Annotated in this window: 26 protein-coding genes; 12 read left to right on the forward strand and 14 right to left on the reverse strand. The window is 56.6% G+C overall.

Annotation, left to right across the window (positions count from 1 at the left end):
* Positions 1-290: 290 nt before the first annotated feature.
* Together NLY43_RS14035 and NLY43_RS14040 are read right to left on the reverse strand one after the other, a co-directional pair.
* The gene (locus NLY43_RS14035; RefSeq protein WP_156935599.1) at positions 291-791 is read right to left on the reverse strand and encodes a hypothetical protein; all 501 of its coding nucleotides are present in this window, start codon (positions 789-791) and stop codon (positions 291-293) included.
* Between the two features lie 591 nt (positions 792-1,382).
* A complete protein-coding gene (locus NLY43_RS14040) occupies positions 1,383-2,291 on the reverse strand; it encodes an IS1595 family transposase (protein ID WP_032997009.1) in 909 nt (302 codons plus the stop codon).
* A gap of 143 nt (positions 2,292-2,434) precedes the next feature.
* On the opposite strand from NLY43_RS14040, the gene NLY43_RS14045 reads away from it, so the two are divergent.
* The 4 genes from NLY43_RS14045 (at position 2,435) to NLY43_RS14060 (ending at position 7,138) form a co-directional block, all read left to right on the forward strand.
* On the forward strand, positions 2,435-3,289 hold the full coding sequence (locus NLY43_RS14045) for a DUF3616 domain-containing protein (RefSeq protein WP_348531823.1): 855 nt from the start codon (positions 2,435-2,437) through the stop codon (positions 3,287-3,289).
* Positions 3,290-3,839: 550 nt separating this feature from the next.
* Positions 3,840-4,151 (forward strand): hypothetical protein, encoded by a 312-nt coding sequence (locus NLY43_RS14050; protein ID WP_156935600.1) that lies wholly within the window; start codon positions 3,840-3,842, stop codon positions 4,149-4,151.
* A gap of 6 nt (positions 4,152-4,157) precedes the next feature.
* Entirely contained in the window at positions 4,158-5,258 is a 1,101-nt protein-coding gene (locus NLY43_RS14055) for a hypothetical protein (RefSeq protein ID WP_023713770.1), read from the forward strand.
* A gap of 896 nt (positions 5,259-6,154) precedes the next feature.
* Complete coding sequence (locus NLY43_RS14060; RefSeq protein WP_023712874.1) at positions 6,155-7,138, forward strand: hypothetical protein; 984 nt, start codon at positions 6,155-6,157, stop codon at positions 7,136-7,138.
* Between the two features lie 46 nt (positions 7,139-7,184).
* Here NLY43_RS14060 and NLY43_RS14065 read toward each other — a convergent pair whose 3' ends face one another.
* Positions 7,185-7,730, reverse strand: coding sequence for a recombinase family protein (locus tag NLY43_RS14065; protein WP_023713768.1), 546 nt, complete (start codon positions 7,728-7,730; stop codon positions 7,185-7,187).
* 813 nt (positions 7,731-8,543) lie between these two features.
* On the opposite strand from NLY43_RS14065, the gene NLY43_RS14070 reads away from it, so the two are divergent.
* The 5 genes from NLY43_RS14070 (at position 8,544) to NLY43_RS14090 (ending at position 11,177) form a co-directional block, all read left to right on the forward strand.
* The gene (locus NLY43_RS14070) at positions 8,544-8,828 is read left to right on the forward strand and encodes a hypothetical protein (protein WP_156033689.1); all 285 of its coding nucleotides are present in this window, start codon (positions 8,544-8,546) and stop codon (positions 8,826-8,828) included.
* 379 nt (positions 8,829-9,207) lie between these two features.
* A complete protein-coding gene (locus tag NLY43_RS14075; protein WP_023669226.1) occupies positions 9,208-9,507 on the forward strand; it encodes a DUF1236 domain-containing protein in 300 nt (99 codons plus the stop codon).
* 79 nt (positions 9,508-9,586) lie between these two features.
* Positions 9,587-9,778 carry a hypothetical protein gene (locus NLY43_RS14080; RefSeq protein WP_023697149.1) on the forward strand — a complete coding sequence of 64 codons (192 nt, stop codon included), beginning with the start codon at positions 9,587-9,589 and terminating at the stop codon, positions 9,776-9,778.
* A 505-nt stretch (positions 9,779-10,283) separates the two neighbouring features.
* On the forward strand, positions 10,284-10,487 hold the full coding sequence (locus tag NLY43_RS14085; protein ID WP_023673385.1) for a CsbD family protein: 204 nt from the start codon (positions 10,284-10,286) through the stop codon (positions 10,485-10,487).
* 396 nt (positions 10,488-10,883) lie between these two features.
* Positions 10,884-11,177, forward strand: coding sequence for a helix-turn-helix domain-containing protein (locus NLY43_RS14090; protein WP_084561206.1), 294 nt, complete (start codon positions 10,884-10,886; stop codon positions 11,175-11,177).
* A 533-nt stretch (positions 11,178-11,710) separates the two neighbouring features.
* On the opposite strand, the gene NLY43_RS14095 is transcribed toward NLY43_RS14090, so the two are convergent.
* From NLY43_RS14095 to NLY43_RS14140, 8 genes are all read right to left on the reverse strand, one after another.
* Positions 11,711-11,902 (reverse strand): hypothetical protein, encoded by a 192-nt coding sequence (locus tag NLY43_RS14095; protein WP_023712870.1) that lies wholly within the window; start codon positions 11,900-11,902, stop codon positions 11,711-11,713.
* 526 nt (positions 11,903-12,428) lie between these two features.
* Complete coding sequence (locus NLY43_RS14105; protein ID WP_023746390.1) at positions 12,429-12,698, reverse strand: hypothetical protein; 270 nt, start codon at positions 12,696-12,698, stop codon at positions 12,429-12,431.
* A gap of 324 nt (positions 12,699-13,022) precedes the next feature.
* Complete coding sequence (locus tag NLY43_RS14115) at positions 13,023-13,433, reverse strand: DUF4112 domain-containing protein (RefSeq protein ID WP_023713092.1); 411 nt, start codon at positions 13,431-13,433, stop codon at positions 13,023-13,025.
* Positions 13,434-13,488: 55 nt separating this feature from the next.
* A complete protein-coding gene (locus NLY43_RS14120) occupies positions 13,489-13,983 on the reverse strand; it encodes a YidB family protein (RefSeq protein ID WP_023682271.1) in 495 nt (164 codons plus the stop codon).
* 36 nt (positions 13,984-14,019) lie between these two features.
* Entirely contained in the window at positions 14,020-14,604 is a 585-nt protein-coding gene (locus tag NLY43_RS14125) for a hypothetical protein (protein ID WP_156935604.1), read from the reverse strand.
* 31 nt (positions 14,605-14,635) lie between these two features.
* Positions 14,636-15,271, reverse strand: coding sequence for a hypothetical protein (locus NLY43_RS14130; RefSeq protein WP_023699163.1), 636 nt, complete (start codon positions 15,269-15,271; stop codon positions 14,636-14,638).
* Between the two features lie 4 nt (positions 15,272-15,275).
* Positions 15,276-15,686 (reverse strand): phage holin family protein, encoded by a 411-nt coding sequence (locus NLY43_RS14135; RefSeq protein ID WP_023713090.1) that lies wholly within the window; start codon positions 15,684-15,686, stop codon positions 15,276-15,278.
* Between the two features lie 17 nt (positions 15,687-15,703).
* Complete coding sequence (locus NLY43_RS14140) at positions 15,704-16,261, reverse strand: hypothetical protein (protein WP_245264083.1); 558 nt, start codon at positions 16,259-16,261, stop codon at positions 15,704-15,706.
* A 241-nt stretch (positions 16,262-16,502) separates the two neighbouring features.
* On the opposite strand from NLY43_RS14140, the gene NLY43_RS14145 reads away from it, so the two are divergent.
* The 3 genes from NLY43_RS14145 (at position 16,503) to galE (ending at position 19,829) form a co-directional block, all read left to right on the forward strand.
* Positions 16,503-16,943: a hypothetical protein gene (locus NLY43_RS14145; protein ID WP_023713089.1), complete on the forward strand. Its 441-nt coding sequence runs from the start codon at positions 16,503-16,505 to the stop codon at positions 16,941-16,943.
* Between the two features lie 769 nt (positions 16,944-17,712).
* Entirely contained in the window at positions 17,713-18,750 is a 1,038-nt protein-coding gene (locus tag NLY43_RS14150; protein WP_027049395.1) for a UDP-glucuronic acid decarboxylase family protein, read from the forward strand.
* Positions 18,750-19,829, forward strand: coding sequence for a UDP-glucose 4-epimerase GalE (gene galE / locus NLY43_RS14155; RefSeq protein WP_023713087.1), 1,080 nt, complete (start codon positions 18,750-18,752; stop codon positions 19,827-19,829). Before NLY43_RS14150 ends, galE begins: the two co-directional genes overlap by 1 nt.
* 64 nt (positions 19,830-19,893) lie before the next feature.
* Here galE and NLY43_RS14160 read toward each other — a convergent pair whose 3' ends face one another.
* From NLY43_RS14160 to NLY43_RS14170, 3 genes are all read right to left on the reverse strand, one after another.
* Positions 19,894-20,463 carry a DUF995 domain-containing protein gene (locus tag NLY43_RS14160; protein WP_023699168.1) on the reverse strand — a complete coding sequence of 190 codons (570 nt, stop codon included), beginning with the start codon at positions 20,461-20,463 and terminating at the stop codon, positions 19,894-19,896.
* Between the two features lie 229 nt (positions 20,464-20,692).
* Complete coding sequence (locus NLY43_RS14165) at positions 20,693-23,179, reverse strand: sulfatase-like hydrolase/transferase (protein WP_023713783.1); 2,487 nt, start codon at positions 23,177-23,179, stop codon at positions 20,693-20,695.
* Between the two features lie 275 nt (positions 23,180-23,454).
* Positions 23,455-23,973, reverse strand: coding sequence for a hypothetical protein (locus NLY43_RS14170; protein WP_023746383.1), 519 nt, complete (start codon positions 23,971-23,973; stop codon positions 23,455-23,457).
* Between the last annotated feature and the right edge of the window lie 293 nt (positions 23,974-24,266).

Raw genomic sequence — 24,266 nt, forward strand, 5'->3', positions numbered from 1 at the left:
AAGCATTCTACCCTGCACCCAGCCTGCAGAGTCACACGTTTGGCCATTTTTCGGGAAATGGGTCGATAGTTTGGGGGCACCATGAAATGGCCCATTGAATCTCGCAAACTCCGCGCGGCAATTGTGGCGACGTGCCTATCGGCTACGGCCGCCTGGAGCGGAGCAGTACTTGGACAGACTGCTGCTCCGCAACCTTGGAAGATCTTTGGCAAGCTGATAGGCAAGCCGAAAAATCTCGACGGATCGGAGAGCAAGAATTCCAAGGGGACCTATATACGAGTGTGACCCGGCTAGCTGATTTTGCGGAATATCAGCAGCGGCGTGATCCCGTATTCACTGTCTCTTCGGCCAAGTAGAAGCCGCGTGAACGGGACAATGCCGTCGATCAGTCCGCCCATACCTTGCGTCACAATGGTGAATATCGAACCGAAGCCTTCACCTGGGATTGCCGACTGCGCCTCAGCGAAAACCTGGTTGGGGTCTTCGTCACCTTTGGCAGAAGGCATCGCATCCAAGACACCTAGCATGTGCCATTCTCCCGGCACTCGCACCCCGTGCTTCAAGAACAGGTCGCTGGAAGACACGACAAGACCGTCCTCATTCAACGTGCACCAAAGATTGCAATCCGTGGTGAGCAGTTTCGCTTGCACAGCATGGGGTAACAGCGACAAAAACTCGGTCCCGAATTGCGGGTTTTGAGCAGGCTGCGCTGGTGCTGGGTTGTGGCCTTTGCCCTTACCTTTGTGAAAACTAGGCTGAAGCGGCGCAGATTGCGCCATCTGGCCTTTCATTGATGGCAGGGCCATCGCCTGCTGGATTAGCCGTAGGTCCCGAACATCAAGATTGCCAGACCCTAGGACAAACTGCCCCAATCGCGCGTTGCTAATGTCTCGATTTATCAGATGGCGCTCATCGAGCTAGTCAAGCAGCGTTAGCGCGTTCGTCCAAAGAGGGTCATACGTGCGAGAGCTTTCGCGCGATGTTGCCGCTCCGGTTTCGTGAGTATGCGATCCGCCGCCGGTGAATACAGCGGGCAACCCGCCAGAAGCCTCTATCTTGCCGCTGTCACCCTTACTCCGCTCGGCGTACTCGCCGCGTGTAAGCCCTGTAAGGTGACCGAATTTGTCAAATTGAGAAAGAAACGACGCTACACGACGAGCGTCGTGATAAAGAAAGTCATAGACGGAATCGGTGCTTTGTTCTTCTGGCCCCTCTATCGATTGACTCTTCGGTCGCCCTGACGTCACGCTCCACCTCTTCCCCTTCACGCTTCGTCCGCTCTATCTCTGCCTGTACTTCCTTTGGGTCAACCCTGAACAATCGCTCTAGGGCCTCCCCAAATGGCATACCTTCAAGCCCCGATGCTCGTTTCAGCTTTTTGCTCATGCAATTAGCTCCCTGTACGTGAGACGGCCCTCGCTCTGTGCAAGCAGCGAGTTCATGCGCGTTCCGTCCTCGATGTCGCGACGATTGTAGCGCCACGTCATCTCGGAAAGATAGTTGCCCAGATGCTTGTCAGAAATCCAGTGATGGATGCCGTAAATCTGGCGCTTGATATGCGACCAAGCGCCCTCGATTGAGTTTGTGTGGAAGTAGAAGCCGCGAACATATTCGCCTTCCGAATGGTTCACAGTCTGGTGGTAATAGGACTTGCTCAGGCCCTTGTAGCCGGGAAACTCGTCGGTCATGACGATTGAGCCTTCTCTGACGTGTGCCTCTACAGCTGCCTTCACGCCCTTGAGAGAATGAATGTGGAAGGCGCGGAACTCGCCATTGCGTTCCAATGCGCCGAACACCACAGCCTTGCCTACAGCGCCGCGACCGGCGTTCTGGCGCTTGCTTTCATGCTTGTTCTTTTCCTTACCGCCGATGAACGTTTCATCGACCTCGACCGTTCCCTCCAGCGGGCGATTGAAGGATTTGGTACGGGCTGCATGACGCAGGCGATGCAGCATGAACCAAGCCGTTTTCTGAGTGACTTTGATATCGCGGGCGAGGGTCGTGCTGGCGATGCCCTTCTTGTGCGAAGTGATCAGCCAAACCGCCATGAACCACTTCCGCAGCGGGATTTTGGAGTCCTCGAAAATCGTTCCAACCTTGATCGAAAAGCGCTGGCGGCAATCGCCGCACTTGTGGGTGCGATTATCGGAGAAATTGTAAACTCTGGTGGAACCGCAGTAGGGGCAGAAAGCGCCGTCTTTCCAGCGGATTGAGCGAAGCTGATCTATCGCGGATTGCTCATCCGGAAAGGCTTCCATCATGTCGAAGAGGCTGTCGAACTGCTTAATCACGGCCATCGCTTCAAACCCGATAGCCATAATTTAGGTACTAGTGTGACCTAAGTCAATGGGTCACACTCGTATATAGGTCCCATTCCAAGGATGTCAGCGGCATCGCCTGCGCGACCACGACCGGCTTCCCCCGTATCTGCCTCATTGCCGATGATGAGACGCAAGGCGCGCAGATCGTTATTCTGGAGGATGGGAAGCTAATCGCTGGCGATTTCGTGCGGCTGATCGACGATAGTTTCGCCGGCACGCCACTCGAGCTTGACGCGGAGGGAGCGGCATTCGCCGACGGCTTCTTTTATATCATCGGTTCGCATGGCCGGCCGCGGCATGAATCGGGCGTAGATGACAACGCCAAGATCGACGCGAGGGCCAAGGCGAGCAGCCAACTCTTCCGCATTCGCTTTGCCCCCGGATCAATCGACATGAAGACCGGCAAGCTCACGGCCCAGCCTGAAAAGACGCGGTCGCTGGAACTGGCCGGCATAATCCGAGCCCAGCTGACACCCTTCGCTGAAAGCCCCCTTGAGGAAAATGGCGTTACTGTGGAAGGTGTGGCGGTGCGCGATGGTTTCCTATACGCCGGACTACGGGGGCCGGTGCTGGAGGATCACCGGGCCATCATCCTGTCTGTGCCGCTCAGCGTGTTGTTCGACCATGGGGCGGGCGACGCGACCCAGCTGAGGCCTGAGTTGGGGGTCGACGGCATGGGCAATGCGCGTGGCGTGCGCGATCTCCTCGTCTACGAAGGAAGGCTGCTGGTGCTCGCCGGTCCTGTCAACGACCCGCCCAAGGGGCAACCTATAAAACTGGGAGACTACACGGTGTTCTCGTACGGCGAGGGTGCCGAGAAACTTCTCGATCTCGAAGGGTATGGCAACGAGATCAAGCCGGAAGCGTTGCTGCCGATCGGCGAGAGCGACGGCAGCATACGTGCGCTTCTATTTTTCGATGGCCCGGCCGGTGGTCAGCCGACGTCGATCGAGGTTGGGTTCAAATAAGCGGCACGACCGTGGGGCACACCGTCGCACGGGCGCCGCTGGAGTTGTCAATCATGAACTCGGAACAGAATTGTCCGTGGTGGCCCGTCGCTCCGCTTTTAGAGCTTCCCTACGGCAAGAAGCGGCTGACGATCGAGCGTCAATCCGCCTGACTGTCAAACGGTCTGCCTTTTGCATGCCGGCTCTGCAACCGTCAATGAATTGCCAGACGGCTCGCGCGTACTCGCAATCTTAGGGTTTCTGGCAAGGCGAGTTCGGCCACTGGCGCTTCTGCTCGGTTTCTGGCATGGTGCAGACTCGATACTCGCTATGGTCAGATATATCGTTTCGTCACCTTGCGTGAGAGGAGCCGTAGTGTGAATAAGACGCAGATCATCATAGTTTCGATGTATTTCTTAATTTTCGTCTGCTGTGTTGTTCTAACTCTAGCATCCGACCTGCTGTTGGGGCCGTCCGTCGGCTCAAAATTGGCGGACGTCTCCGCCGATGGTATCAAGCTTACGATAGCTGCTCTACTTGGAGCACTGTCCACACTGTTGGGATCAAATAAATGAAAAGAGCTCTGTTTGCTGCGGCGTTTGTCTGTAGTATTTCTTTGCCGCAGGTTGCAAGCGCGTCGCCATCGACCTCTGATTACATGAATGCTTTAACCGTTTGCGGACTCGGCATTAATTTGAAAATAGATGCCAATTTAGCTGGCTCCGTGAAGTCGCTGTATGATGGCGCTGAAACCAATGGCAAGGCCTTTCTAACAATAGAACCTACGCTGAAGGCCATGATCAGCGCTGCATCGCCGGGTATATCGGCACCTATGCTGGCCGACTACACTGACTGCATAAAAAGCACTCTCTCACTTAAGTGATTGTGGATGCGCACGCTGCGGTTCATTATAACATTACTGCTTATCGTGCTGTTTGCGCCGCCGGTTAGTGCTGCCCCGAGTACAGAACAGTTCATTGGCGCGCTTTCAACTTGTGCATTGAACCTAAAGATAACGATATCTGCGCACTTGGTAGGATCAATCAAGAGTCTGTATGACGGATACGGAACGAATGGCGAAGCCATTCTTGAGCAAAATACAGATTTCTTAAACTTATTTCCTAAGTCCGATAGAGAGACGGCCTACCAACTTTATACTGTTTGCGTTCAGAGCGCGTTGGATCCGTCGCACTTCGATCCGTTCATCCTAAACAAGATCGTTGTGGGTAAGACAAAGATCGAATTCGTAAAGCAAAGGCTCGGAGAGCCCAGTACCGATGAGCGTTCTGAATACGAAGTCGTTAAAGGTAACGTTGCCGTTTTTCCGGTCGGCGGGTATGTTTTTCGCGTATATTATTTCCCCGAAGGAATCGATGGACAGGACGACGCAGACGATGAGTATACAGGAGAATTACATTATTCGCCGGGAACCATAGGTGCTATTTCAGTCAGTCTTGATCCCAAGGAAAGTCGTAAACCCTTAGTGCTAGATGGATATTGGGTTTGGTTTGGCTGCGAAAAAGACACGACCTGCGCAACGTGGGGAACTCATAAGCCGCTTGGAACAATAAAGCTTGACGAGCTGACTAGCGGAAATTGTCAGCCCTTCGTGACGGGTGGCTCGGTGGGATGGAATCTTGAAGCCCCCAAAATGGTTCTTTCATGCTCGGAGATGCACGGCTTTGTTGCGGCATTTGCGTGTGAGCTCCCCGAGACCATTAGTACAATGAGTGACATTCTATTTCACATGAAAGAGGTTGCAGATGATAAAGCGTCAGGAGATGTTAGTGGCGCGGCGTCTTCCCAGGAAGTAATAAACTTTCTAAGAGAAAATCTGTCCACCGACCCCTCAAAATTTGAGAAGCTATTTTGGGACGTTACCGGCGCCTGTGCGATATCGGAATATAGTGTATCGGATAGCGATGTTTCAATCCAAGCATTGTTCTTGGGCGCGTTTCCGTTGGATTTTGATGATTTGGCTGCCCATTGACAAGAGAAGTTGGTTGACTTCACTTGGGGCGGCCCTTATTAAGCGCGAACCGGAAGTTCTGCTGAACGCCTGTGTCTGGGTCCTTGTTGCTCGTCGCGGGATTGGGCTCCGCGAAGCTTGCTTGCCGGCGCCACGCAACGAGGCCCATCCCAACATACTGCCGCCAATGACCCATACTGCGGGTTCGGTTTGTTCGTGGTGACGGAGACCGCGTTACCTTTATACGCGCCAGCGGTGTAGGCATTTCCACAGCGTAGATTGGCAACCTCGAGCTCACGGCCCAGCTGTGTTGCGGACCACCGGGCGAACTAGTTGGGGTAGATATCAATCGGCGGCCCAGGCTGCTCAGGATCTTACTCAAGGCGCGGCACCGGCAGAACGCCTCATAGCCTGTGATGGGACTATAGAGATTGCCCATGGACCAGCGTGCACGCATCTCCTTTTTTGTGCCTGCGCAAACGGGCGAGGCTGGTCTAATGACTGGCTAGAATCATAGACAATCACCTTCAGTGAACGGCACCGCCGCTGCGTAGGAGAACAGCCAGTTAGGGCTGATCGAGGTCGTTTCCGTGAGCACAGAACAGGCGAGATACGGGAGCAGAGTAGCGGCAGTCCGGCTTGGCCAATCGCTTCTGGACGTCAATGACGCGCTTCGCTATTGCTGTCGTGGATAGATCCAAAATATCGCGTGCAGGCAGACGAGCGACGGCTTGAGGTGCCCAGAAATTGGTGCAATTGCCTATGCTTCTCTTTTGCTTCTTGTGCTCTTTAATGGTCTTGACGTCGTTCTTAGGTTATCTCTCAGGGACAGCCGCCGCCAAAGGGAGCACTGAATTCAAATTCGCAGACACAGCTGCAGCTGGCGCTCTTCCGGTTGTTCTTAGGGAGTAGCTCTCATGAGCAATAGAATTCACGTCAAAAAGACTGCCATTTTTCTGTTGCTTCTTTTTGCTTGGTTTTGGCGTATTTCAGCATTGGCCTTGCCGTCCGATAATGAGTTTAGAAACGCTCTTACAACCTGCGCTGCGGGCGCTAATACAAGATTTTCGGCCGATTTAATAGGTTCAATAAATGACATCTACGAAGGGAATAAAGACAAGATACAGGGAAAGGCTGATCTGGAGATACAGTCCCAATTCCTTCAGTCCTTGCCAGACAATATGAAGATGGAAGGCTACCGACTATATGTCGAGTGTGTGCAGAAACTCCTGTCGGGAAGCGACGATGGTGTAAAGAAAAGAGAAGAGGTAGAAGCATTCGTATCGAATTTTCGCGATTCGACCCCGCTGAAGAAAATTGTGGAGGTGTTTGGCGAGCCGGTAGGCGAGATTGACAACTTCGATGACGAAGATGCAAAGGGCAGTCAGCTCGGGAAGGCAAAGAAATTTGATGCTTTCGAGGCTGCAGGAGTTCGTCTTTTCGTGTTTCTTGACGGGAGCGCGAAATACCTCGCATACGGTATCGTTGCGGATGAGGACGAATCTAGCCCACCGCAAATAGCTGGTCCGATAACTTATCTCGGATCCTTCAATGACATCACGTTACCCGATACAATAAGTCAGATGGATACTTCTTCTGCTGCACTACTACGTATAGATGCGCGCTTTGGGTACTTCCCCGTCGGCCCTGCCTATTATGGGCGGCCGGGCGGGTACAAAAATTTCGATTTTTTGTTCAACGTATTTGAATTGAATGACGACGACGGTAACACGCAGAAGGGGTGTCCCGCCGATGTTTTTGGAGATGTTAAGATAACGGATTTCAATTGTGACAGAGCAAAATCGATGCACCCATTTATGGTTGTAATATCCAACGAAGATATCTCCGACTTCAGTCTAATAGAATTTGCGGCATCGTACTATATCTGGGGAGAGAAGTGAAAACGAGTGGCGCAGGCAAAATTGCAGAGATTCAGTTAGAACCGCATTATATTTCCTTAATTACTCTGTAAACCTGCATCCTTGAGCATCCAACATATCCCGCTATTTCGGAGACCCCAATGCCCGCACTGTGCATTTCGGCCATCCGGGTTCGGCCAAGGCGACCTTTGCCACCCTTATAGACACCTGATGCTTTGGCCTTTTCGATACCATCACGCTGCCGCTCCTTGATGAACCGCCGTTCCATCTGGGCGACCATGCCAAGAACGGTCAGGACAATGTGGCCCATCTCGCCACGGGTCGAGACATGAGGGTCGAGCACGGTGACAAATGCTCCTCGTTGCTCACACTCGTAAATCAGGTTGAGGACGTCGCGGGTGTCGCGGCCGAGCCGGTCCAGCCTGGTCACGACCAGTTCATCCCCCGGCCGTAGAAAGTCGATGATGGTCGCCAGTTCGGCCCGGCCATCGCGGCTGGCCCCAGAGACCTTCTCCGATCGGATGATGCCGCACCCTTCGGCCTTCAGTTTGGCGATTTGCGTTTCGAGATCTTGATCAATAGTGCTGACGCGAGCGTAACCAATGCGAGCCATGGCCTGTCACCTCGAGGTTTAGGCTCGAGGCTACCTTGTCACAAATAGTCGATGTCAACCCAGATGTTACGCCGACGTGTCAGCGCTCGGTTACGTCACGTAGGGGTATACCCTGATGTTATCAGCGACTACCCACCCCTCGGCTAAGGCACCGGTTTTGAAATTCGCTTGATGGTGCCCCTGCCCTTGCCGTTCGATGCCGTCAATTCTGTCAACGTGTCGCGACGAGAGCTAGTCCCTGTCGTGCTGGTCCCTGTCGTCTCATCAGTAGCGTTGCGTTAGAAACCGTAGCAGTCCGGCGTCGTCTCCCTCAAAGCAGCGCCGGTAAGGCTCGGCGCCCTTCTTGGTTTCCCCGTATGTCAAAAGGACGTCGCCGGGCTTTACCCGGCCCGTTCCTCATCGCTTGCGGGGTGTCCTGATGGCTAAGCTTGGCCCCGTGGTGGCCGAACCAAACCTTCCGAAAAGCTTTCCCAGGCTGGCGGCAGCCGAAGCGCTGCACAAGACCCCCTGGGGCACCACAGCGACACCACCAAGCTCTAAGTCAGGTCCAGTCGGCCCCTGCTGATGAGTGCCCTTGGACAGATGGATTGCGTTTGCCACCAAAAAGGAGTCGTACCGGCCCGTTCTCAGCACGTCAGCCGGAACGGGCCATGGGCAGAAACAGCCAACTGGCTAAAATCGCAAGACGACCGAAGGACCACGTCGGCGATAGCACCGGACCCGACGGCGCCCGTGTCGCCAGTAACTACGGCAGACTCTTCTCCAGCCCCGCCGGCGGCGGCGGCGCCGGTGGTAGTAGTCTGGGTCGTAATCTTGGTCGAAGTATCGCCGATGGTTGACCGGCTCCACTTCCGCGTGAGTACCTTCGTTGTCGAAGGCGTCTGGCGCGTCGAGTTCTTCGAGAATGCCGCTTTTGGCCGCTGGAACACCGGCCAATGCGTTGATAGGCCGGACCGCGCTTGCAAAGGCTGCTGCCCCTGCAACGCCAAATATCGCTGTCAAAAAGGATCGCCGATCCATAGTAAACCTCCCAAGTTACATGAGCTGAACGAAGCGCCCCGCCTGCTGAAGGAGCAGGCCCAGCGCACGGTAAAATAGAGGATTCGCCAGCCAAGCAACTCGCGAATCCTATCAGCGCAGGAAGGGACCTGGCTGCGCCGATCCAAGACATGTCAGCTAAGGACGACCGCCATTACCAGAAAGGTAACGGCTGTTGCAAAAATCGGTGCGAGCAACCATCGCGCCTGGCCAACACTTTGATCCATTTGTTCTCTCCCGTTGTGGAGAACCAACAACCTGAAGCCCTAATCCGTTCCGCCTAGTCCAAAGGTAAGACCATTGCGTTGTACGGTCGGACTTTAGACCAATCGGATTAGACAAAGGTGCGTAGGCGGGAACGTTTACCCCGGTTCAAAGTTGGTTGCCGGGCAGTGCGGGACGATGATCGTCGTGTGCCGGTCCTTGCAGGAGAGAAGATATGAAGATGCACTTCGTGAACACCGCCGCAGCCATGTTGCTCTTGGCGGGGATCGGCTCCGCCGCCGCTGACGACATTATCATCCAGCCGGAACAGGACACGGTCATCCGTGAGTATGTCAAGAAGCAGCCCTTGGCTTCGGTGAACCTTCCCGGCGTGGAATTGAACGTCGGGACAGCTCTGCCGGAAACTGTGGAGATCCACGAGGTCCCCAACGTCAAATACCGTTACGTGGTGGTCGACAACCGCACGGTTCTGGTCGATCCGGGCACCCGCAAGATCGTGAAAGTTTACGACTGAGATTTCGAACGAACCCACGCTCGCCACCCTTGGGTGGCGAGTGTGTGCATTCAAACGATACTCAGCCGGACAACTGAATATGACGAACCCTGAACTCGAGACGACGCAAGCCCTCGTCGCCCGCTTGGCTGATCTCCAGGCAAGAATGCAGGCAGCACGGCTTGTTGGAGCCGATGTAACAACCTTCCGAAAGGTTGCAGCCATGATCGATGACGGCCGCGGCGACGAGCTGATCGCAGCATCGTTCCTAGTCGGCAACACGGTTAAGTGACTGAGCCGCATTCGCTGCAGCGGGCGACTGAGGCGCAAGATGTGATCGTTGACCCTGCCCAGCCGTAGAAACGGCCGGCGCGGTGGCGGCGGGGGAATTGAAGCCCCGTAAGATACATGCACATTAGCAACCACGCAATGCACCCCGACATCAGCGTTGAGACGCTTCTATTGGAATCCGCTCCTCGTGACGCGAGAGCTGGCAGATCCGTCAACCGGCTACCCACAGAAGCAGTGCGACACCGACCCCATAAGGGATGAACACAGCCGCCAACGCGACCCAGATGCCCGGATCGGCGAGCACGTGCATTTCCTTGCGAAGCTGTTCCATAGGACCCAACGGCAAAAGGCCGGCTGTGTTCCCAAACGGAAAAGGCCGGCGCACACAAGCGGTCGACGGGCATTAGGTCCATTGCTAAATCCACCAGCAAGCGCGCTTACCTGCAGCGGAACCTGACGGCCACTACGACCGTTATTCAAAAGGACAACGAAAGGAGATCGCCATCATGGACTGGAACCGCGTCGAAGGAAATTGGAAGCAATTCAAAGGTAAGGTCAAAGAGCAATGGGGCAAGCTCACTGATGATGATCTCGACCGCATAGCCGGCAACCGCGATCAGCTCGAAGGTACGATCCAGGAACGCTACGGCATTGAGAAGGATCGCGTGCGGCGAGACGTCGACGACTGGTATGGTCGGCAAGACTCGTAGGATACCACAGTTGAATCTTTTCAAATAAAGGGCGCCGTCATGAACCGCGCCCTTTTCGCGTTTTGGCATCCGTGCACCGTTCGGCTCGGCCTTGAACAAGCGATTTTTGGGAACGTGTCGGCTTCCAGCCGCGTTGATCTCCACAATGGAGGTCCTAGCAATGTCCATCCACAAAGAAGACTATCGAACGAACAGAGCTGACTACCTGATAGCGAAAAGGTCAGATCTGATTGAGAAGACTAAGCCGAAAAAGAAGACGTTGCGGCGTGCAGATCAGCGTTCCGCAAAGTTATTCGAAAACCCCGCCGCATTACCCGAGAGGCCGGCCTCACGCCGTTAGAGAAATCGCAGAAGGTCAAGAGGAACATTTTAGCGATATTGAATGTTCGACTGTTTATGGACAGCCGAACCGTACTCTCAGCAGATCAAGTCAGAGTGGCACGAGCCCTACTGAACTGGCCGCGTGTGCGACTTGCCGCCAAGGCCAATCTTAGCGAGATGGTGATCAGCGATCTTGAGAACGGATACAGGAAACCGCGTCCCCACAACATGGCCGCCATCCGCAAAGCGTTTGAGGATGCCGGAATCGTTTTCACCGTCCAAGGCACTCCATCGCTAACCCGCTCAGAAGGTGATAGCGGCCTAGCCGCCGATAATAGACGGTGGCGCGGCCGGGAGAAAAAAGGATAAAGGGGAAAAGCCCGTGTACCTCTGCACCCGATCTCTAAAGCGGCCGCTAACAAGGGCGGTTGTTCACTGACTTTGTGCTGGCGCTCACCTTTCTGAGGTGCCGCTCGAATATGGCCAGCTTCTCTTCGTAGCCGAGCCGCACTCTGGACCTGCAACTATCGCATTTGAAACCGGCAATCGTTTTCAGCCAGGATCCCCTTCTCACCATTGGGCACGAACAGGAGGGGCATTGGAATTCTATAGGTACGTCGCGCAGTTCATTTGATAGAGGCACTGTGCATGTTCTCCTCAGCGGCACGGCCACTGCAACAAAGTAGAAGGAGAAATGTTTCGCGGCTCGGCCATTTACGCGAAGGAATCAGACCTAAGTCCAAATGTTGACGGGGGCAGGCAAGCTGTTCCTTGCCCCTCGATCCGTCGCCGTGGCCTCTCACCATACTCGGCCGCAGCTCAAACGCTCGTATCACCGGCCAGAACGCGCAGTTCAGCCAGTGGAATGGCACAGGACCGGCAAAGCCGCGCGACCGGTTAAGTTAAATCCGCACGAACTTGTCGAGATTCAGACGGATCCGTTGGCCTTCCGCAAAGGCCAGGGCATAGGATTCAAGCTCGAATGATCGGCTGTCTTCCTTCCCCTTCTCTACCACGCGGACGAACCATTCTCCGCAGGCTTCGACCACCTCAACCACTGTCTGAGTTTCGGTGTTTTGAACTGTGCCGCCCATCGCAATTGCCTCCACCGCCAAACGGGACAATTAATGGATTTATAAGACCTGGGGAATCGATCTTTCAAGGTGGAATCCGCATTAGCGCTGGATGTTGCATCGCGGCGCGGAGGGGTTTTATTAGCTCCCCCTCATCTTGACGCCGGCGCCGGCTGCTCCAAAGTCTTGGGCATCGCTCGGGGAAGTATCAAAGTTGGCGACGAGGTCGCAGTCACGGCGATTGTGCGCGGCCGGGTGACGCCCGATCGCATAAGCGTGACGATCCCCTCCTACGACTTCCGGCATTCTGTTGTCGATCCGACTTGGAAGACTGTGATTGGCCAGCATATGAATTGATCGGCCCTGTCACACGCATCGACGGGGACAAGGTAACCGCCAGCCTCCGGCCATTGGTGACTGTCGAGGCCGAGCACGTGCGCCTTGTCGAAAGACATGTGGCACTTCCACGCGGGCGAAAAAAGTCGCTGGTTGACAAGGCTTAAACTTCGTTGCCGACCCCAGGAACAGCCCACTGAAACTTTCTCCTTCACATCGGCTCTGGTCGCCTCCCGCTAGCTGCCGGCGCGTTGCGATTCGGCGCAGTAGACGGGTTGGCATTTTCCGAACTTTCCGCCATGTCGTCGCGATGACGTTGGCGAAGGCGCTTCAGCAGATCGCGTGAGGCTTGGATCGCCCTGCGCGATTGATCCATGTTCTGGCGAAACGTGGCGCGTTCCTCCATGGACTTCTGCCACTTCAGCAAGGTAGCCGTAGTCGCAGTGGCCGCTTGAGCGATATCTATGGGCGTTGCAACCATCGCATCCTCCTAAAAAGGCAATGGTAAACGCCAAATATTGCCGACGAGCGGAGGCAATTCACAGCTGTCCTACCAGCAATTCACCCCCCAGAACGGCGATGTCGAGCGGGCAGAGGGGGTGATAAAACGATGTCTTCCTGCTGCTGGAACTGGCTCCCCTTTTTGGCCAGTCGCTTGCGCCTCCGTTCCCGGAGGGCTGTCATGCCATAGCCAGTGATGCCGTACAACAACAGGCCAAAAATCAGCCCGAGTGGCACCGCACCGCACAGCATGGGCTTTAAGACCGGTGCCCACAATTGCGAAATTGAAAGGGTCTTCAACATCTCACTCAGATGGGCTGGCCGTTCGTAACTTTGCTGAACGCCACTGTCCGCTGTACTTGTTGAGGTGCCGGCGTAGCAGTCTGACGTTGCGATTGTTCGCCTTGAAATAGACGTCGAAGATCGAGCCGAGAATTGGGACACTTCCTACGAGCGTATCCAGCAGCACGTTGCCTAGCATGCGAGCGACCAACCCATTTCCGGCACCGACGTTTCGAGCTCGCAAGACGATGTAGGCCGAGACAATGCCCGTCGCCGCATCTCCGAGTACGGGGACCAGACCTACGAGCGCATCCAGTCCAAAACGAATTGATGTGCCTGGAATGCGCCAGCGGGAATCGAGTAGCGCGGCCAATAGATCCAACTCGGCAAGTGCGTTTGCTGTATCACCACCGTGACCGCCCTGCCCGATCATGCCAATTCGCGCGCCAGTACGATTTAGTATCTCTCCCTGATGGATAGCCGTCACCTTAGATATCGCTTTGACCGCCTGAATTCGCTTGCGTCCTGTGCGATGGCACGTCGTCGAGCAAGGTCGTCTCACCGGAGCTTTTCGGCGCCTCAACGGGCAATTCACCAGTAGGCGTCATTTTGCTGACGGCCTCAGGCAAATCTCGCGTGATCCGGCTAATGAGCTCCTCGCGCGAAAGGCCGGTCTGCATCGAGAGGGAAGTCAGGGTGTCTTCGTCTATGGCTGCTTCCACCTCGCTTGGCTGGATCGGCTCGTTCGGCCCGGTGCCTACCCACGAATCGACCTTCGATCCGGCGCCTGCCCCTCTGAACCGGTCGAGAATATCGCCAAGCGCGGTCCCCGAAACGCCTTTTGAAAGCTGATCTAGAATCCCGCCTTGCGGATCATTTGGGTTGCGATCACCCGCTCCACGGATCATGTCGCCGATCTTGTCGCGATTTTGGTATGCCAAGACGCCGAGCATCGCGATCGCCAATTTTCCCAGGTTAGCCATTGGTACCTCCACTGTTCAATGGACAAGGGCTCAACATCACAAAAGTTCCGACTGGCGACGATCTAATTGAATAAGGGCTGGCGTATCGACACAGACGTGAGCGGTCGTCCCTAAAGCGGCGTGTTGTCGTTGGCCTGCCGGGCGGCTTCGGCCTCGGCGACGTCGATCGTGCAAAGCTCGTTGCCTGCCTGATCGCGCATCCGTACCAGCCATCCAGTCAAATCGTCGTCGCCGGGTTGCAGGGACGAGCAGGTCGATCGCGCAACGGATCGCTTCGGCGCGAGCAGCCTCAAAACTTGGCATCACGGCAGGCGGAACCTGGCGAGCCTGGTCGCCGTCGCGATATTCGAACGTATAGACATTGCTCTGCCGGCCGCGGACATTGCCGGATTCCGGTGTCCTATTGAAACCGCCAATTCTATCGACAGGCATTTCGAAGGTCGCGGTCTGAACAAGCAGGGCTTTTGCACGGTCGATTGCCCCCAGCGCGCCGTCGGCGACGTCGCCTCGCGCCATTTCGACCGCGATAGATTCACCCCCCTGGCCCTCAAACACCACTCTAACAAGAGGCAGGCCGGAAGGCGCGGCCGCCTGTCCAATGTTGATTCCGACGATATGCATGGGGATACCTTTGACGCTCAGTTTCGCACTCTCAGTGCTTTCGCTGCTCGTGCTCATCCGCGCGGACGAGATAGTCGCTAGCTGCGGCCAGTACGGCCAAGAACGCAGCGGCATATCTGGCAAACCCGAAGGCCTGCGCGGCGGCCAATTTCGCACCGCGTGCATGCTCGGCGATAAATGCATCCGTCGCATCCTGAACTTCAGCTCCAGCCTTGCCGAATAGGGTGCGCTCCTTGGCTGTGGGCTCAAACGCCTTACCGATTATGTGGCCGAGCAGCAGGCCACCCGCAGATCCAGCGAGCACCTTGGCCCGAAACAGGTTTGTGATCGCCTTGCGCGGATGGGCTTCATAACGAATTGACGCGGCGTCGGAATGCGAGGCGCCGGCGACCTTATCTACAGCTATATCGTCGGCGCCTGCCGGGCCATGCGTGCTTCGCCTGCCGGCGTCAAACACCGCAACTGCACCCAGTGCGACCGCGGCAGCAGTGCCGCCATTATTCTTGACGGCGTCCGACACACCGCCTAGCGCCTTCGCCACCTTCTGCTTCGCGTACCGGGTGGACGCATCGACCAGATTTCGGGGCTGCAGGCGCCGGCTTATCTCGCTGACAGGTTCAAACAAAGCCTGCCGCTCTGTGCGGCTTTGCAGCATGATCTCGCGCATCTCTTCACTGGGTTGAGCCAAAACGCATCCCCTGTTTCAATGCCGCGATGTCAGTGCGCACCTGGTTGACGGTTTCGACAGGTGTGATGGTCCATCCCGCGAGCGCTCGCTTCGCAAGATAGAGAAACAGCACGCCGCCTACCCCCAGAAGCGCTGCGACGATTAGGCAAGCTACCATCGGACCGACACCAAAGTGGATCATAGCGAGGATCAGGAACTGGACCATGGCGAATGCAGCCAAGACAAAGAGCACCAGTGCGGCGATGCCGCACGCGCCTGACGAGACGATCGTAGACGTCTTAACCTTCATCTCGGCTTGGAGAAGACGAAGATCGAGGCGCATCAGCGAAGCGAGATGGCTATACCCTTCGCTGAAAACGCTTCCCAAGGGTCGGAGATTGGAACCATCATCCATCTGGAACGCTCTTCGTGTCAGGACCGATCGGAGCTTCGCATGATCCGGGTCAGCACAACGCCGGCCAGGATGCCTACGCCGAAAAAGGCCGCCGGTTGGCGCTGGGCGAATTTCGTGACCGAGTCGAGCAGTTCACCCACGTTGCGGTCCCTGATATCCGACGAAATCCGTTCGACACCTTCGGCCGCGCTCCGAACCATGCCTGCAACCTGCGGAGATTGCTTCTCGATTCCATCAGCCGCCTCCTTCACGGAATGGGCAATGTTGGCGATCGCGTCGGCGCCGGCGGTCTTGTTCGACTCCACCGCTTCCTTGAAGGCGCCCGCAGCATCCGACGCAACCGAACCGGCATAATTTTTCGCGTCAGTCGTCACCGAAGCGGCAGCGGTTTTGAGATGCCCTGCGGTTTCGGCAGCGCTCGACTTTAGTTTGCCGAGCGCTTCCTTGCTGCTGTCGGCCACCTCGGCATCGTTAGTGTGTAGCCAGTTCAGGTCGCTCGATGATCCAGTGGGGTCGTCGCTGATTGATGTGTTCACGGTTTTCCACTCCTGTTGTTGTGAAGTGAACTCGGCCAATGGCAACCTGTTCCTGCCTAGAGCGAATTTTCCTGCCGCGAGGTCTCACTAGTAGCTCTAACATGCTATTTTCGATTTGGCCTGCTGCCGGAACAGAGCAGAACTCGGGCATCTGCACCAACCGCTTCGGATCTTGCCGGGCTAACGTCAACGGACTTCCAACCAGCATCTGAAATCTGAGTGCGGAGAACTGCTCCAGCACGCGATGCAATCTTGGAAGCGACGTTCTTGGTGCACCAAAATGCCCGATCCAACGAAGCCCGCTATCGATTTCAGCTACCAATACCTGCCCTACGGAACGCAACTCGACAACGACTTGGCCGAGCTCGTGCGCAGCGCCGACGAAACAATCGACGCGCTGGCCGATGTGCGGCGGGCCGACGGGGCACTGCCGAACGCAAAGGTAACGGTCGACAGTCTTTCTCCGGCCGTCCTGGCGCTGCTGCGTGGCGACGGCCCGACTGGATCAACAGGGCCGACGGGACCGGCTGGCGTCGGCGCGACGGGGCCGAGCGGTCCCGCGCGATCGACGCCCCAACCGCAGCTTCTAAGGCGTTCGACAGAAGGGACGACGACCGTTTTCGCGCGGCTTCGACTGGATCTCTGCTTCCGACATCCGCAAACCATACGCGGATCGCTTCAGAATGGACCGGGTTATTGGGTATGCTGCATCTGCCAATGAAGGCGCTGCGGCTGCGGAGAGCGGTTGTGTGCGTCAAGCCCGGGCCGCCGGTGAAAGAGATAGGCGTCCCGGGCGATCGGTTGCGATTACGCCCGCCTCGTCGCGCAAGATCTCGTCGGGCAGTTGAGGGCTGACCTGGCGGGGGTTCGGCACGCTTTGGGAACCAACCGCATTAGCTTGTAAGATTTTATTGACAAGGTCCCATGTACGAATATTTTCGATATTTTCAAATGCTAGACCTCTGTCAGTATAAGTTTTGCTAAAGTAAGTATTAGTCTTAGATCTGCCTATTTTTTGCGGAGGTGAGAGTGTCTTGATGGCCAAATTTCCGCCGATCGGCTGTCGAAAAATCAGAAAAATGGTCTTTATATTACTGTGGTCCATTCAAATTTATAGCCCAATTCTCAGCTTTATGCGGCTGCGCTGCCGCCCCGCGATTAACCACTCCCGAATGAACACGGTTAACGATTCGCTAATTTAGTTGACTATGTTTTGCACAGGTATATTTTCGAAACGTTGGGATGTGCAATTTGGGCGAGCAATGGGCGATGGTGGCATCAGGCGCGTGACCGCGGTTTCGGGCGTATCGGATGCTGAACGGCAGCTAATAGCCGCGTAGCACCGCCCAGCAACTCAAAAAGCAATCGACAGACAACAGGAGTGGACGATTCCGCGGGAGCGGAAGGTTTGTGACGTTCTCAGGAACGTCGCCCGGCAACGCTATGGCCGGCAGTAGTGTGCGCAGTGCGTAAGGGCGAAGGGGTGGAGTATGGGTAGAACTGTCAATGTTCTGAAACTCGGGGCCGGGAACACCCGAAGGGGCGCGAATTCCAATCGGGGTCGCGCGCTGGTTGCCGGTGGGGCAGGATTCCTGGGTTCGCATCTGTGCGAGCGTCTTTTGCGGGATGGTTACGACGTTGTCGTGTTGGACAATTTCCACACCGGCAAAAGATACAATCTCAACGCCCTCGTGCGCGATCCGCGATTTACGTGCATCGAGCACGACATCGTCGACCCACTGCCCTTGGATCTCCAGGTCGATGAAATCTACAATCTCGCCTGTCCGGCGTCCCCGCCGCATTACCAGGCAAATCCGATCCATACGTTCAAAACAAGCGTGCTTGGTTCGCTGAACCTGCTCGAACTCGCGCGGCGGAACAATGCGAAGATATTTCAGGCTTCGACGTCCGAAGTCTACGGCGACCCCCTGGTACATCCGCAGCCGGAAGGCTACTTCGGCAACGTCAACCCGCACGGTCCGCGATCCTGCTATGATGAGGGCAAGCGTTCGGCCGAGACGCTGTTCTTCGATTATTCGAGAACGTATAGCCTCGATGTCCGCGTCGCACGGATCTTCAACACCTATGGCCGCCGCATGCAACCAGACGATGGCCGCGTCGTGTCGAACTTCATCGTCCAGGCTTTGCGCGGTGACGACCTGACCGTCTACGGCAGCGGCCGGCAGACCCGTTCATTCTGCTACGCGGACGACCTCATCGAAGGTTTTATCCAGTTGATGAACGCACCGAGCGCACCGCAGCACCCGGTCAATCTCGGCAACCCTGCCGAATTCACCATTCTGGAACTGGCGACACAGGTGCTCGAATACACCAACTCACGTTCGAAGATCGTGCATCGGCCGCTGCCGGTCGACGATCCCAAGCAGCGTCGGCCGGACATCTCATTTGCCCGGGAAAATCTTGGCTGGGAGCCAAAGATCAGCCTGAGCCAGGGGCTCGCGCATACCACGGCGTATTTTGACGCCCTTCTCTACCCGAACCGGCGCGTCAAAGAAGCTGCGATGTAATGAGCCGCCCGGCAATCCTGGTGACGGGTGGGGCCGGTTACATCGGCAGCCACACCTGCAAGCTGTTGTCAGCTGCCGGCTACCTGCCCGTCGTTTTTGACAATCTGAGCCGTGGCAATGAGAGATCCGTTGCCTGGGGGCCGCTTGTTGTCGGCGATATCCGGGACCGGGAGGCGCTACAGCAGGCGATCAGCACCTACCAGCCGCAAGCGATCATCCACTTTGCTGCGCTCGCTTATGTGGGCGAGTCTGTTCACGAGCCCGCAGAGTATTATTCGACCAATGTGTCGGGTACCATCGCGGTGCTTGATGCGGCACGCTCGAGTTCTATCGAAAACATTATCTTTTCAAGCAGCTGCGCGACGTACGGCGTGCCCGAAACACTGCCCATTCGAGAGACCTCGGCGCAAAATCCAATCAGCCCCTATGGGCGAACCAAGCTGATGGGCGAGCAGATCATCAGCGACTATGCCAGCGCCTACGGAATGAAATATGCGATCCTGCGTTATTTCAACGCCTGCGGCGCCGATCCCGACGGCGAGCTCGGTGAGTGGCACTCGCCTGAAACGCACCTGATCCCGCGCGTGCTCATGGCCGCATCAGGCACCATCGACGAGATCGAGGTTTTCGGCACAGACTACGACACGTCGGATGGCACCTGCGTGCGCGATTACATCCATGTCAGCGATCTGGCCCGCGCGCATCTGAGGGCTTTCATGCATCTGGAGGCGGGTGGCGAAAACCTGTCGGTCAATCTCGGCACCGGGCGCGGGGTTTCGATCAAGGAGATTCTCCAGGCGGTCACCCGGATGACGTCAAAATCGGTTCCGGTTGTCTTCCGGCCCGGGCGCCCGGGAGACCCGGCGGAGCTCTATGCGGACCCGATCAAAGCGCGCGAACACCTGGGCTTCGTGCCGGAACTTTCCGACATCGATACCATCGTCAGGACAGCCGCCCCGTTCTTCGGGCTGGAGGCCACCGCGTTCACAATTCCGATGCCGACGGCGAGGCGCCGCCGGTCAACTGCGCCAGGAATGCCAAATGCATTGGAGGACATCACCAGCTCGCAAAGCTGGTAGTCGTCCCTGTTTGTCGTTGTCGGGGACGTGGGCTCATTGAGGTGGGTGAGCTTCTCGGCGAGCCTCAACTTTTGGAATCGATCGAGGTACGGATCTTGTCGAACTGCGCGCCCTTTGTATCGCCTTCCTCGAACTTTCGTTGCTCGTCGGAAGGGTCTCCCGGAGAGTGCCGGAAACTGTACCAGACACCGTCCGGATCCTTGCGCTGTTCGAGGGTCCCACTCCGGAAGCGGTGGCTGAAACACGTGCGGATCGGCGCTGCGGCGTAGGTCTTGGACCGCCAGACGAGATCCATGCACATCTTGCCATCGTTGCTCAGATGCCATCTGCCTTCGCCGACAGAAGCCGTGTCTTGCTCGGAGGTCCAGGCCCGGACCGGTCGATCCTTCTGTCCGAAATAGGCCGCTCCGTTATCCCATATCCACGTGCGGTCAGCATAAACAAGCTGAAGTTGGAAAGCCGTGGGAACGGCAACGGCATCTGCAGGGCCGCTGTCTTTGGGACCAGCTGCGTGCGCGGCTCCGCAAAGCGCCATCTGGCACCAAATGGCCAGGACGGGCGCAAGCGAGATGGCAAGTCGATGGCGCCTCGCCCGGCTCGCTGACTCAAATGGCAATCCGGTCCTGTTCGTCATGCTGAGCGGTCGCATTCAATGTTCGCTTCCCAAGCGGGCGTCGACCAGCCGAGCATACCGCAAGAACGGGCCCGGTCCGTCCTGCGCTGACAAGTGGCTCCACGCTGCAACCGTCAGTGTTTCGCATGCTAGTGAGTACCCCTCGAAGATGTCAACCGGTAGGACGGTCAGTGTCTGTCGCGGCGCGCACGGGCTGCAAATCGAGGACGACGGTCTGCCACGCGGCACGCTATAGACATCCCTCGACGAACGGGCCGCTAACCCATAGCGAGCCGTTGCTGTACATGGCGGTCCCGTTGTCGTCGGTGTAGCCGTGCGATTGCTCGTCGACACGCAGCCTGGTGTTTGGCACCAACTGACCGTTCACCTTGACGCTCTTGATGAACAGATTGCGATCACCTGCCTTGCCGTCTCCGCCCCACAGGTCGTTGCTGTAGCGAAGCTCGATCGTCTTCGGGTTAGGCACGCTGCTGAGATCGATGTGGAACGGCTTGGCCAGGGTTGACGCCTGCATCAGCTCCGCCATGGCGGCTTCCGGCGTCGAAGCGACGCTTTCCTTGCCCGGGACGTCGATCTCGGCAGTGGTCCTTCCGTCGACCACGACGTCGAACCGAGGCGCGCCCCGGAGATTAATGCCGGCAGCGTCTACCTCCAGACTGGTGATGGCGCAACGTCCTGTCTCTTTCGCCGCGGCGGCCACCAGGTCGGCCACGCGCTCTCTCTGCGATTGCACCCATCCGGCGATGGGCTGCAGCAGCGCGTTTCGATCGCCGGCATCAGTGAAGAGGTTGGTTCGCTCATCGGAATCGGCCTTGAGGTCGTATTCCTCCACCTTGCCGGTGGTCGCGTTGAAGATGACCTTTCGATCGTTCTCGCGATAGCCGAACAGGAAACCGGCCCAGGGATTGAAGAAGAAGGTCTTGTTTGGCCGTTGCTCGCTGAACAAAGTGCGCCCCTGCCACTGCTTGGGCAGCGCAAGTCCGAGTATGTCGAAGATCGTCGGGGCGATATCTACGATGCCGCCGACCGGGTGAGCAACTTCATCATGAAAGAGATGCTTGTTGATCATGATGAGCGGGATGTGGATGTTTTCCTCGTAAATCGCGCTGGCATGAATGTAGTCGCCATGCTCCCCGAACGCTTCGCCGTGATCGCCCAATATGACCACCAGCGTCGAATCGAGCTTGCCAGACTGCTTGAGCGATTCAAGGATCTCGCCAAGGGCCGTATCGCCGACCTTCAGGGCGTTGAGATAGGCATTGAATTTCTGGTCGTCCGAGTAGTGGACCAGCGTGTTGCCATCGGAGGAAGGCGCCATCTTTGAAAACATCGGGCTGTCGGTGATGTAGGGATAATGGGTCATCGCCGTGAACATGATGCCGAAGAAAGGTTTTGCCTCGTCCTTTTTCATCCAATCGATGATCGACTGCGCCGTGCAAAGGTCACTGTTGTAGTCCATGTTTTTCCACTGCTCGGAGCTGAGCTTGAAGGTCGGGGTGCCGCATTTCTGCCCCCGGTAGTCCTGGACCACATCCAGTCCCTTGTTGAGGAAAAACTCATCGACCCGTTGGAATCGGGAATCCGCGCTCCAGAAAAACCCTGTGCGGAAATTGTTCTTGGACAAGGTGTTGGAGATCGAGTCCAGCGGCAGATAGGGATACCTTGCCGTCATGCCATAATATGAAATGTCGTTGTACATCGAGGTGAGCAGAGAAAATATCGAGTAATGCGTGGACGGTGCGTGCGCATATATGTTGTCGAATCGTATCGAGTCCTTTGCATACCTCTTCATATTCGGCGTGACCGGATACTTGCCGCCAAACGTCTCGATGTATTTGGATGGCACCGACTCCATCATGAAAATCAGCACGTTCTTGATTGGGTTCGGCGTCGGCGCCTTGAAGGTCGACGTCTCCGGCGGTCGCTCGCCGACGCTGGCGACATCCGGGTCATTGGTGCTGGCATTCATCGTCAGCACGACCGGCGTTGGATTGAGCAGGGCCGATTTAACAAAATACAGGATCGGATTGTCGATCTCGGCCGCCGGCAGCGCTTCCGCACGTACGTGGTGTCCACTACCGGCGATGGCAGCGCCGACACACACAACGAGCACGCCCAGGAAGGCCCCGTAGCCAGCGGCGCTCAGCCGCTGGCACAAACTGGCCGCGGCATAGCCAAGAATGAGCACCAGGATGACGGACCCGGAAAGGGTAGCGAAGTCCTTGATGTTGAGCGCGTCGCCCATCGCGTTCCTGGCATCGGCATTCTGCAGGAAGTCGCCATAGACCAGCCACTGGAACGTGAACGGTTCGCCCAGCATTTTGACGAGATTGATGTTGGCAAATCCCCAGCCCAGAGAGACCACGATAGCAACATAGAAGAGCAAGACGACGATTGCTGAGCCGAGACGGCTCGCCTTTGCCAGGAACAGCAGGATCAAAGTCGTCACAGTCAGGGACGTAACGACAATCAGGTCATAGTAGCTCGATGCCAATCCCTTGGGGACGGCCGCCAAAAGGCCTAAAACCGTGGTTTGCGGATCAATGATTGCGCCGCGGTAGACACCCAAAAGCAGCCACGACAACAGGCCCGTGCAGATGACCCGCAGGCTCCTGCGCCGGAAGCGCACATTCTTCGCCGAAGCGGTCCCCGCCTTCGACTGCGTAAGGCCGCTCTCAGGTCGGCTCGCCGACCCCCTACTGCCGCCGATGCTCATACAAACTACCCGCCGCCAGTTTGCGCTTCGGCCCCAAACAATGGCCGACAGCCTTCAAACCCCCACCCGCAGAATCGGCTTGCGCTAAAAAAGAGTCAATGAAATGGAGCTTGCGTTAACCACGTCTCTTGAGAACTGGTTAATCCACGCGATAATCGGCGAGGCGTTGTGCCCAGGTGAGCTGTTCCATCAACTGGGCACCCGCCATATGAATTGACGAACGGCGGGCGCCGTCGACCGCCCGCCGTCATGACGTTTCAGTACTGCGCAGGCAATCAGCCGCCGCGCAGACGCGTTGGGCTCAGGCTCGCGACGGTCATGCCCTGCTGTTGGGAAGGACACGTCGGCAGAAAGCGGCTCGCATCCGCGTATGTCATGGTCGCGATGGAGCTCTTTAGCCCCCCACGCTTGGCGATCCAGCCGCGAACCCAGCCAGGGTAGTTTTTCATCATGAAATTCGCGGCCACCTGATTGCCGCGCGCAGAAACGCCATACGGCAGGTGAAAGCCGAACGACGCGCTCTGCGTAATGCACACCTTGCTCTTGGGCATCGACAGATAAAGCGTGCAGGCCGAGTCGCACGAACCGTTGAACCGCACAAAAGTGCCACTGCGACGCATTTTTAGCGCACGAATGGCATAGTCGATCACATAGCCGCCGCGATCGCCACTGATGGTCTTGACGTTGGCCGTGCCAAGGCTGATGCGCGGACGCAGCAATTCTCCTGCGGAGCTTGCCGAGACCAGTGCGCCGATCAAACCGAGCGCACCGAGAAACTTCATTGTCGTTTTCATTTGCGCCTCCTGCTATGCCGTCAATGACTAGCTGGGAGGCGTAAAAATTGAATATTCCGTGTCGCTAAATTTGAATCAGTCGATCGATTATGCAGTCGTTTTAGAACCTGATTGACGATTTGGTTTACCAATGACGCAGAAGCATGATCACTGAAAAGTAAACCTGTCGCAGGCATCATTGCAGATGACTGTGCTGCGTAGCGCAATCGGCGGATGTGGATCAGAGGAAGTCGGATGGCCGTTGGTGGCAAGGAGCGGAGGAGGTCAAAGGAAGGCAAGCCTCGCCGCGTCTG

It is taken from the genome of Mesorhizobium sp. C416B, from assembly GCF_030323165.1.
GTDB lineage: Bacteria > Pseudomonadota > Alphaproteobacteria > Rhizobiales > Rhizobiaceae > Mesorhizobium.